Origin of the sequence: Arthrobacter sp., assembly GCF_030540645.1 — a bacterium.
Taxonomy (GTDB): Bacteria; Actinomycetota; Actinomycetes; order Actinomycetales; family Micrococcaceae; genus Specibacter.
The window spans coordinates 39,676-48,838 of sequence record NZ_JAUNVV010000018.1 but is presented as its reverse complement, the minus strand read 5'-3'; the positions used below and the strand labels follow the sequence as shown (position 1 = coordinate 48,838).

Sequence of the window (9,163 nt, the reverse complement as noted above, 5' to 3'; positions counted from 1 at the left end):
CATGGAAGAGTATGCAGCTGGCACCGACGGCCCCGCGGACTGGACCACCAGCAACAACGAGTAGCCCCGCGGGACTTCAGTTATGCGCTGGATTCGACGTCGAACGATGCGCCAGTTGGTCACTGGCGCATCATTCACGGGGTATCCAGCGCATAATATTTGTGACGGAACGGGTGCACAATGGGGTCGCTAACTGGCCGCGATCTGAGCCAGCGCGTCCTTGACCCATCCCGAGGGGGTGTTGTGGTACCGCTCGCCATCTGTCTCCACACCGAGAAGGCCGTCCACCAGCAGGTAATACCTGGCCACGGTTTCCACAATTAACTGTGACTGCGGGTCGATCATCGCCACGACGCTCCGGCCTGCGGCGTCCTTGCGGCCGGCAAAGGCCGCAAGGAGCTCGTGGATGGTGCATTTCTTGAGCACCACTGCAGATTCCAGCACAGCCGGTGCCTCCACTTCGCTCCCACACTTGACGCACTGTCGCAGAATGTCCACGAGGGTCTGCCCGCCGCTGACCCTGTACACCACGTACCCGGGAATGGTGCGGCTGTGCGCAGCAGCCACATGGGGCAGTGGCATCGGGGCGATCACCCACAGTCCCAGCTGCCCAGCCTTGGTGAAACATGTCCTGCGGGCCTGGTGCCTGTCCAGCTCAACATCCAGCGCATCCGCGTCCGGGAGGGCGTAGTATCCGCGGGAAATCCATTCAACTGTTCCTGCAGCCAGCGCCTGTTTCAGATTCCAGGGCGTGAATCCGTGCCGCAACAGGTCCTTTTGCCGCGCCACCCCACCGAGGGCATCAATGGTCGCCACCAACTGCTTTGTACTCTTGCGAGGCGAACTGCTCATGTCCCCCAGAGTGCCCAGCCTTTCGCTCCTGCGGCAGACGTGCCAGCGAAGTTGGGCAGAAGTTTGGGTGTGGCTCGACCTGTGGCGGAATCCCCGAAGCAAGACTATCCAGTAGGAGCTAGATTGCGGCCTCGCCGCGTTCACCCGTGCGGACGCGGACGGCTTCACAGACCTCGATCATCCAAACCTTCCCGTCCCCTGCCGTCCCGGTGTTGGAGCTGGCAACGATGATGTCCATGAGGTTGTGGGCCTGCTCGTCGGAGGCGAGGACTTCAATGCGAACTTTGGGATGTAAGTCCACCGTGTATTCGGCACCCCGGTAGATTTCCGTGTGCCCGCGCTGCCTGCCGTACCCATGAGCACTGCTGACGGTGAGACCTTGGACGCCGGAGCTTTCAAGGGCGGAACGGGCCTCTTCGAGTTGTTCGGGCCGGATGATCGCTGTGATGAGTTTCATGCGTTGACCTTTGCTTCTGTGGCTGGTTCTGTGCGGGTTGCGGTTGCTGCCGGCAGCCGTTCTGTCAGTGGGTGGAAGCTGCCGGAGCTGCGACCGCCGAAGTCGTAGGCAGACTCGGCATGCAGGGAAACATCAATGCCGGCAGCCTCGTGATCCTTGGAGATGCGGAAGCCCATGGTCTTGTTGATGATCCAGCCGATCGTGAAGGCCAGGACGAACGAGTACCCGAAGACGGCAAATGCGCCGATGGTCTGCCTGCCCAGAAGTTCCAGCCCTCCCCCGTAGAAGAGTCCCTGACCCGCAGCCGGTGAGGTGGGGTTGGCAGCCAGTCCAATGAACAGCGTCCCGACGATGCCACCCACGAGGTGCACTCCGACGACGTCAAGGGAGTCATCGATGCCCAGACGATATTTCAGTCCCACAGCCAAGGCGCAGACCGCCCCGGCCAGCAAGCCCAGCACCATGGCCCACACCGGCGTCAGCGCCGAGCAGGCGGGCGTGATGGCGACCAGGCCGGCAACCGCCCCGGAGGCTGCCCCCAAGGAAGTGGCATGGCCGTCACGCAGCCTTTCCACCAGGAGCCAACCAAGAATGGCGGCACAGGGGGCGGCGAGGGTGTTGATCCAGACATAGCCGGCAACGGCATTTGCCCCTAGGGCTGACCCCGCATTGAAGCCAAACCAACCGAACCACAACAGGCCCGCACCGAGCATGACGAAGGGCAGGTTGTGCGGGCGGTGGCTCGGATCCTTGCCGAAGCCCTTGCGCTTGCCCAGGATCAGGGCCAGTGCCAGGGCCGCCGCACCGGCGTTGATGTGCACCGCGGTGCCTCCGGCAAAGTCAATGACACCCAGTCCCTGGCCAATCCAACCGCCCGTGGGTTTGCCAGCTGCGTCCTTCGTAAACGAGAACACCCAGTGGGCCACGGGCAGGTAGACCACGCTCACCCAAATGGCCGCGAATAGCAGCCAGGCACCGAACTTTGCCCTGTCTGCGATGGCTCCGGTGATCAGTGCAACCGCAATGATGGCGAACACTGCCTGGAAGCCGACGAACGCGATTTCCGGGATCGAACCCAGCAGCGGTGCTCCGGCGCCGGTGGCAAGGACACCCTGCAGACCGAACTTTTGAAGGGGATTGCCCAGCAGCCCGCCGCCAACATCGGTGCCAAATGCAGCTGAATATCCAAACAGTATCCAGATGACGCCGACGACGGCCATGGCACCGAAGCTCATCATCATCATGTTCAGCACACCCTTGGCCCGGGTCATGCCTCCGTAAAAGAACGCCAGTCCCGGGGTCATCAGCAGCACCAGGGCTGCTGAAACCAGGACCCATGCCGTATCGCCTGTATTCATTGGCCGGCCTTTCCTTGCAAGAGTTGGTGCCTGCCGTCTTGTCGAGGCTGTGCACTGGGGACTCTTACAATGCTGGTGCCAGCGTGTTTCACCCGGCCGTGTCCCGGATTTCCGGCAGGTTACATCTGGCGGCGGAAAGTTAAGTTCGCGTTACGGCAACTCAACGGCAGCACCAAGGCGGCGTTAAACAGCAAAGTGCCCGCCGAGGGCGGGCACTTTGACTCATTGCGGCTATCACCCCAGGAGTTAGTCCAGCAGTGCGTCGACGAAGCTCTCCGCGTCAAACGGAGCCAAATCATCGGCGCCTTCACCCAAGCCAACCAGCTTCACCGGAACGCCGAGCGTCTTTTGGATGGCCACCACAATGCCGCCCTTGGCAGTGCCGTCGAGCTTGGTCAGCACAATGCCGGTGACGTTGACGACTTCAGCAAAAACCTTCGCCTGGGTCAGCCCGTTCTGCCCTGTCGTCGCATCCAGCACCAGCAGCACTTCATCAACGGTGGCCTGCTTCTCAATGACGCGCTTGACCTTGCCGAGCTCGTCCATGAGGCCAACCTTGTTCTGCAGGCGGCCAGCGGTGTCGATCATGACGACGTCCACTTCCTGCTCGATGCCAACCTTCACCGCTTCAAAGGCGACGGAGGCCGGGTCTGCACCGTCGACGTCGGACTTCACAGTGGGAACACCCACACGGGCACCCCAGGTGGCCAACTGTTCGGCGGCGGCGGCACGGAAGGTGTCGGCCGCGCCCAGCAGCACGTCCTTGTCCTCGGCAACGAGCACCCGGGCCAGCTTGCCGACGGTGGTGGTCTTGCCGACGCCGTTGACGCCAACCACCATCAGGACGGCGGGGCGGCCATCGTGGCGCTTGATGTTCAAGGTGCGGTCCATCGAGGGATCAACCAGCTTGACGAGTTCCTCACGCAGCATCGCCTGAACATGCTCCGGGCTGCGCACCCCCAAAACCTTCACGCGTTCGCGCAACGTGTCCACCAAGTCCATGGTGGAATCAGTGCCGATATCCGCCATCAGCAGCGTCTCCTCGACCTCTTCCCATACGTTCTCGTCGATGGTGTCGCGGGCCAGCAGCGCCAGCAGCCCCTTGCCCAAGGCGTTGTTCGACTTGGCCAGCCGCGCGCGCAGGCGCACCAGCCGCCCCTCAACCGGGAGGGGAGTTTCCAGCGACGGTGCCGACGGGGCTTCCGGGGCAACCGGGGCTTCCGGGAGGACGACCGCCGTGTCCAAGCCCGACGGCGGAGCGTGGGTTTCCGGGCGGTCCTGCACCAAAGTGCCGGTTGAGGCACCGGTGCCGGCCGTGTCCAGCGGGTCTGGGTCATTGGCATCGCGCGGGCCCGTGTAGTTTTCGTTGCTCCGGCGGGCCTTCAGGAAAACGGGAACCAGGAAGCCGGAAACTACGGCGAGCCCAATAACAATGGTCAGGATGATGGGAAGAATGTCATTCACTCCCACAGTCTCTCATGGGGGCTGCGGGGCGCCGCTTTGTGCCGTGCTGTGACAAACTCAGAAGCGATGTCAACGAATGTCCCACCACCCCAGAAAACCGTACCGGAACCGGCACCCCCGCTGAGCCGGGAAATCAAGGTGCTTGTTGCCGCGGCCTTCCTGATCGCCATTGGCTTCGGAATTGTGGCCCCTGTGCTGCCGCAATTTGCCCAGAGTTTCGATGTCAGCGTCACAGCGGCAGCCATCGTCGTGAGTGCCTTTGCCTTCACCCGGCTCATTTTCGCCCCGCTGAGCGGCTGGCTTGTGGAACGCATGGGGGAACGACGCACCTACATTTTGGGGATCCTGATTGTTGCCGCATCCTCGGCTGCCTGCGCGTTCGCCCAAAATTACTGGCAGCTGCTGGTGTACCGCGGGCTGGGCGGCATTGGCTCCACCATGTTTACCGTGGCAGCCATGGGCCTGCTCATCCGGCTCGCTCCCCCGCAGGCCCGCGGCCGGATTTCCAGCCTCTACTCCGGCTCGTTCCTGCTGGGCAACATTGCCGGACCGGCGGCTGGGGGGCTACTGGCCGGGCTCGGCCTGCAACTGCCGTTCCTGGTGTATGCCGCCGCGCTAGTGCTCGTGGCCATTCTGGTGGCCACGATGCTCCCTGCGGTCAAGGCCGTACCGGCACATATGCGCAACGTCGCGGTGAAGAAGCCAGAAGTGCTGCCGCTGCGCACCGCCCTGGCACTGCCGGCGTACCGCGCCGTGCTCACATCCGGGTTCGCCAACGGCTGGTCCGCCATCGGCATCCGCATGGCCCTTGTCCCACTGTTCGCCACCGCCGGGCTCGGCGCCGGCCCTGAAGTGGCAGGTGCCTCCCTGGCCGTGTTCGCCATCGGCACCGGCATTGCCCTGACCTTCTCAGGCAAACTCGCCGACACCTGGGGCCGCAAGCCCATGATCCTCTGCGGCCTCGCCGTCAACGGCATCGCGATGGGGGCACTGGGCTTCACCGGCAATGAATTCTGGTTCTTCGCCATCTCCGCCATCGCCGGACTCGGCAGCGGACTGATGGGGCCGGCGCAACAGGCCACCGTGGCCGACGTCATCGGCAATGAACGCTCCGGCGGCAAGGTCCTGGCAACGTTCCAAATGAGCTCCGACTTTGGCACCATCATCGGCCCCATCGCAGCCGGTTTCCTTGTTGATGCGTTCTCCTACGGCCCGGCTTTCCTCATGGCGACGTTGGTGGCGTTCATCAGCATGGCGTTCTGGTTCGGGGCCAAAGGTACGCGGCAGTCCGTCTAGCACGGCAGAGCTCCCACTGGGTAAACGAGTTAACATCGGATGTATGTGAGGAAAATTACACACTTGATCCGCCACTGTGTTATTTGGCACTTAATACATCCGATGTCTAGACTGTCACTAACAATGTATTCCGGCCGTCACGCGCTGACTCCCGGGAGCTGCCTGGGCTCCGTCCAAACATCGGACCAGAGCTAACTTAAATTCCATACTGCTCCGGCATCTCGACGGAACGCGCACTTCTTTGCGCGGACTGTAGCTGATGCCCCAGTCAGCACCTGCGGCACCGCCGGTCACGAACCCTGGTTGCCGCACCGAAGTATCTTGCGGGGCAAGACGCTCACCATGAACTGCCAGAGAATTGGAAGCAATGAAGCAAGAAAACACAGACGCGACACACCCGAGGGACCACAGCACTGAAGCCATTCCAAAAGTGGTCATCCTCATTGCGGTACTGGCAGGGTTTTCCGGACTTCTCTACGGCTATGACTCCGGCGCGATCTCCGGGGCCTTGCCGTTGCTCATCAATGACTTTGGCATTGACGCCCGGACGCAGGGGCTGATTACATCCCTTCTACTCTGGGGAGCGCTGCCTGCCATCATCGGCTCCACGCTCGCAGCCAAGCGTTTCGACCGTCGGCACCTGCTGCTGGTAGCCGCCGCCATCTTCATCGTAGGGTCGCTGGCATGTGCACTGGCCCCCGGAATCACCGTTTTGATGTTTGCCCGGTTCTTCCTGGGACTGGCCGTCGGCATTGCCAATATGTTCGGCCTCATCTACCTTGCAGAACTGGCACCAACCCGGATTCGAGGCCTGCTGACGGCCCTCTACCAGTTGTCTGTCAACGTCGGAATCCTGGCTGCCTACATCATCGGCGATGCATTGCAGGAGTCGGGAAACTGGAACTTGATCCTCGGCGCAGGCATCATTCCCGCCATCATCTTCTTTGTCGGCATGCTGCTCAGCCCGCCCAGCCCGCGCTGGCTGATCATGCGCGGCAGGCGTGATGAAGCGGTGGCGGTGCTGCAGAAGCTCCGTGCCACGCACGAAATCGCGGAAGCTGAAGCACAAGCAATCGAGGATACCTTCAAGCACGAGGAAGCCGGGATCTCGTCGCTGTTCAAATCAGCCCGGCCAGCAATGTCCGTGTTGTTCGTCCTCACGTTCTTCCAGGTTTTCACTGGCATCAACGCCGTCGTGTACTACGCCCCCATCATCTTCGCCGACGTCCCTTCGCTGGGCGCGAATCCAGGCATGGTCGCCAACTACGGGGTGGGAATAGCACTGGTGGTCTCCACCGCAGCGTCCCTGCCGTTGATCGACAAATTGGGCCGCGTGAAAATGCTGGCCATCAGCATGGCCGGACAGGCCGTTTCCATGCTCGGACTGTGGCTGTTCCCGGATTCCGGATATCTCACCGTCACCGCCGTGTTCCTGTACACCTTCTCCTTCGGTTTTGGGCTGGGTCCTGTGTTCTGGCTGTACGTTCCTGAAGTACTGCCGCTGCGGATGCGCGCCATCGGCATGGGCGTCATCACGTTCACCCAATACCTCTTCAATGCGGTGTTCGCCCAGGCCTTCCCTTCAGCAATGGAGAAGTTCGGGCCCCTCGTATTCCTGGTCTTTGCCGTGTTGTCCATGCTGGCCTTTATCTTCGTAGTGCGGCGTGTACCGGAAACATCCGGCAAGTCACTGGAGGAGATCGAGGAATATTGGCGCAGCCGGGAAGCAGCGCGCAGCAAGCAGACCATGTAGCAACGAGAGCTTGCGGGGGCCGCCTGCAGTACCTACGGGCGGCTACCCGGCGCGGTCCAGGCGCTGGCTGATCACGGTGGAGACGCCGTCGCCCCTCATGGAGACGCCGTACAGGGCGTCGGCAATGTCCATGGTGCGCTTTTGGTGGGTGATGATGATGAGCTGGCTGGATTCACGCAGCTCGTCGAAAATGGTGATGAGCCGGCCCAGGTTGGTGTCGTCGAGGGCCGCCTCCACCTCGTCCATGACGTAAAACGGCGACGGCCGGGCCTTGAAGATAGCCACGAGCAGCGCCACAGCGGTTAGCGCCCGCTCCCCGCCGGAGAGCAGGGACAGGCGCTTGATCTTCTTCCCGGCCGGGCGGGCCTCGATCTCGATGCCGCTGGTGAGCATGTTCTCCGGGTCGGTCAGCACCAGCCGGCCTTCCCCGCCGGGGAAAAGCCGTCCGAAGACGTGTTCAAACTGCACGGCAGTGTCGGCGAAGGCTGCCGTGAACACTTCCTCCACGCGCACATCGACTTCCTTGATGATGTCCATCAAGTCCCTGCGGCTGGATTTCAGGTCCTCAAGCTGCGAGGCGAGGAACTGGTGGCGTTCCTCCAGCGCGGCGAACTCCTCCAGCGCGAGCGGATTGACCTTGCCCAGGGCTGCCAGATCACGTTCGGCACGCTTGAGCCGCTTTTCCTGCTCGGCCCGCACAAAGGGGACGCCCGCAGGGACTTCAGCGCCGGACTCGTCCACTTCAACATGCAGCGCCGCCCACTTGTCGACGGACTCCCCCGGGACGGACGGCACCAGCGTGTCCGGCCCGTACTCGTTGACTAGGTGGTCCACGCTGAGTCCCAGTTCCTCAATGGACTTGTTCTCAAGGGTTTCAATGCGCAGCCGCTGGGCGGCACGGGCCAGCTCATCCTTGTGCACGGAATCGGTCAGCGTGGAGAGTTCCTTTTCATCCTCCAGGATCGCGGCTCGCACGGTCATGAGTTCCACTTCGCGCGCGGCCCGTTGCTCCTCCGCCTCGTCCCGAACCTGCTCGGCAAGCTCGATTGACTCCCCCACAAACCCGGCAATGTGTTCGGTGGCCAGGGCAACGGCCGCTGCCTTCCGGGCCTGGAAGCGGCGCCGTTTGGCCCGTTGGGCAGCCTGCTCACGGGCCATGCGCTCCGTGGCTGCGGCCCGTTCCAGTGCGGCTGCACGGTTCCGGACGGTATTGCGTGACTCCTCGGCACTGCGCAGGGCCAAACGCATTTCCAACTCCACGGCGCGTGCAGCAGTCGCGGCCGCGGCCAGGGCATCGCGCTCGTCCATGGATGGCTCGACGTCGGCCGGGGCACTCTGTGCTGCGGCCAGCCGCGCAGCAATTTCCTCCAACGCCTGCTGTTCGCGGGCCAAGTTCTCCGTGGCCGTTTGCAATGCCTGCGCATGCCGTTGCGACTCCCCGGCAGCCGAACGCAGCGTCGCCCCGAGCATGCCCAGACGTTCGGCGACGGCAGCCATGCGGGCATCAGATTCGTGCAACTGAGCCAAAGCCCCGGCCTCATCGCGCGCCAGTTCCCCCCGGCGCGCCGTCAGCCCAGACAACGCAAACCGGGCCTGCTCGCCGCGCGCCGCAGCCGCCCGCAGCTGATCCTCTGTCTCCTCTATGGCCACCTGCAATTCCAGCGTTGACGGCGCTGTAGCGGAACCACCCGTCAAGTACGCCGCAGTCACCACATCGCCTTGCACCGTCACCGCCATCAACCGGCCGTCACAGGCCAGCACGGCGTGTGCGGCGGCAAAGTCCGGCACCAGCACCACGGCTTCGAGCAGCGCGTCAAGGGCCGGAGCCAATTCCGCCGGCCCGGAAACCTGTGCACGTCCGACGGCGGCACCCGGCACCGCGGCTGCTGCGGCTTGCGCTGCGCTTGCCAGGACGTTGCGGCCGTCGCGAGCACCGGCGCCGTCAGCACCTGCGCTGTTTGAGCCAGGCGCAGTTCCAGCGTG

At 63.1% G+C, this 9,163-nt stretch carries 7 protein-coding genes; 2 read left to right on the top strand and 5 right to left on the bottom strand.

Annotation, left to right across the window (positions count from 1 at the left end; translation table 11 throughout):
- Positions 1-189: 189 nt before the first annotated feature.
- The 4 genes from Q4P21_RS05555 to ftsY all read right to left on the bottom strand — a co-directional run bounded on the left by Q4P21_RS05555 (position 190) and on the right by ftsY (position 4,131).
- Positions 190-852: a hypothetical protein gene (locus tag Q4P21_RS05555; protein WP_303387817.1), complete on the bottom strand. Its 663-nt coding sequence runs from the start codon at positions 850-852 to the stop codon at positions 190-192.
- Positions 853-970: 118 nt separating this feature from the next.
- On the bottom strand, positions 971-1,309 hold the full coding sequence (locus Q4P21_RS05550; protein ID WP_303387816.1) for a P-II family nitrogen regulator: 339 nt from the start codon (positions 1,307-1,309) through the stop codon (positions 971-973).
- Entirely contained in the window at positions 1,306-2,667 is a 1,362-nt protein-coding gene (locus Q4P21_RS05545; protein ID WP_303387815.1) for an ammonium transporter, read from the bottom strand. Before Q4P21_RS05545 ends, Q4P21_RS05550 begins: the two co-directional genes overlap by 4 nt.
- A gap of 246 nt (positions 2,668-2,913) precedes the next feature.
- Positions 2,914-4,131 carry a signal recognition particle-docking protein FtsY gene (gene ftsY / locus Q4P21_RS05540; RefSeq protein ID WP_303387814.1) on the bottom strand — a complete coding sequence of 406 codons (1,218 nt, stop codon included), beginning with the start codon at positions 4,129-4,131 and terminating at the stop codon, positions 2,914-2,916.
- Between the two features lie 66 nt (positions 4,132-4,197).
- On the opposite strand from ftsY, the gene Q4P21_RS05535 reads away from it, so the two are divergent.
- Entirely contained in the window at positions 4,198-5,427 is a 1,230-nt protein-coding gene (locus tag Q4P21_RS05535) for an MFS transporter (RefSeq protein WP_303387813.1), read from the top strand.
- 367 nt (positions 5,428-5,794) lie between these two features.
- Positions 5,795-7,180, top strand: coding sequence for a sugar porter family MFS transporter (locus Q4P21_RS05530; protein ID WP_303387812.1), 1,386 nt, complete (start codon positions 5,795-5,797; stop codon positions 7,178-7,180).
- Between the two features lie 42 nt (positions 7,181-7,222).
- Here the strand turns inward: Q4P21_RS05530 and Q4P21_RS05525 are convergent.
- A partial coding sequence (locus Q4P21_RS05525) for an AAA family ATPase (RefSeq protein ID WP_303387811.1) occupies positions 7,223-9,163 on the bottom strand: 1,941 nt, incomplete at its 5' end.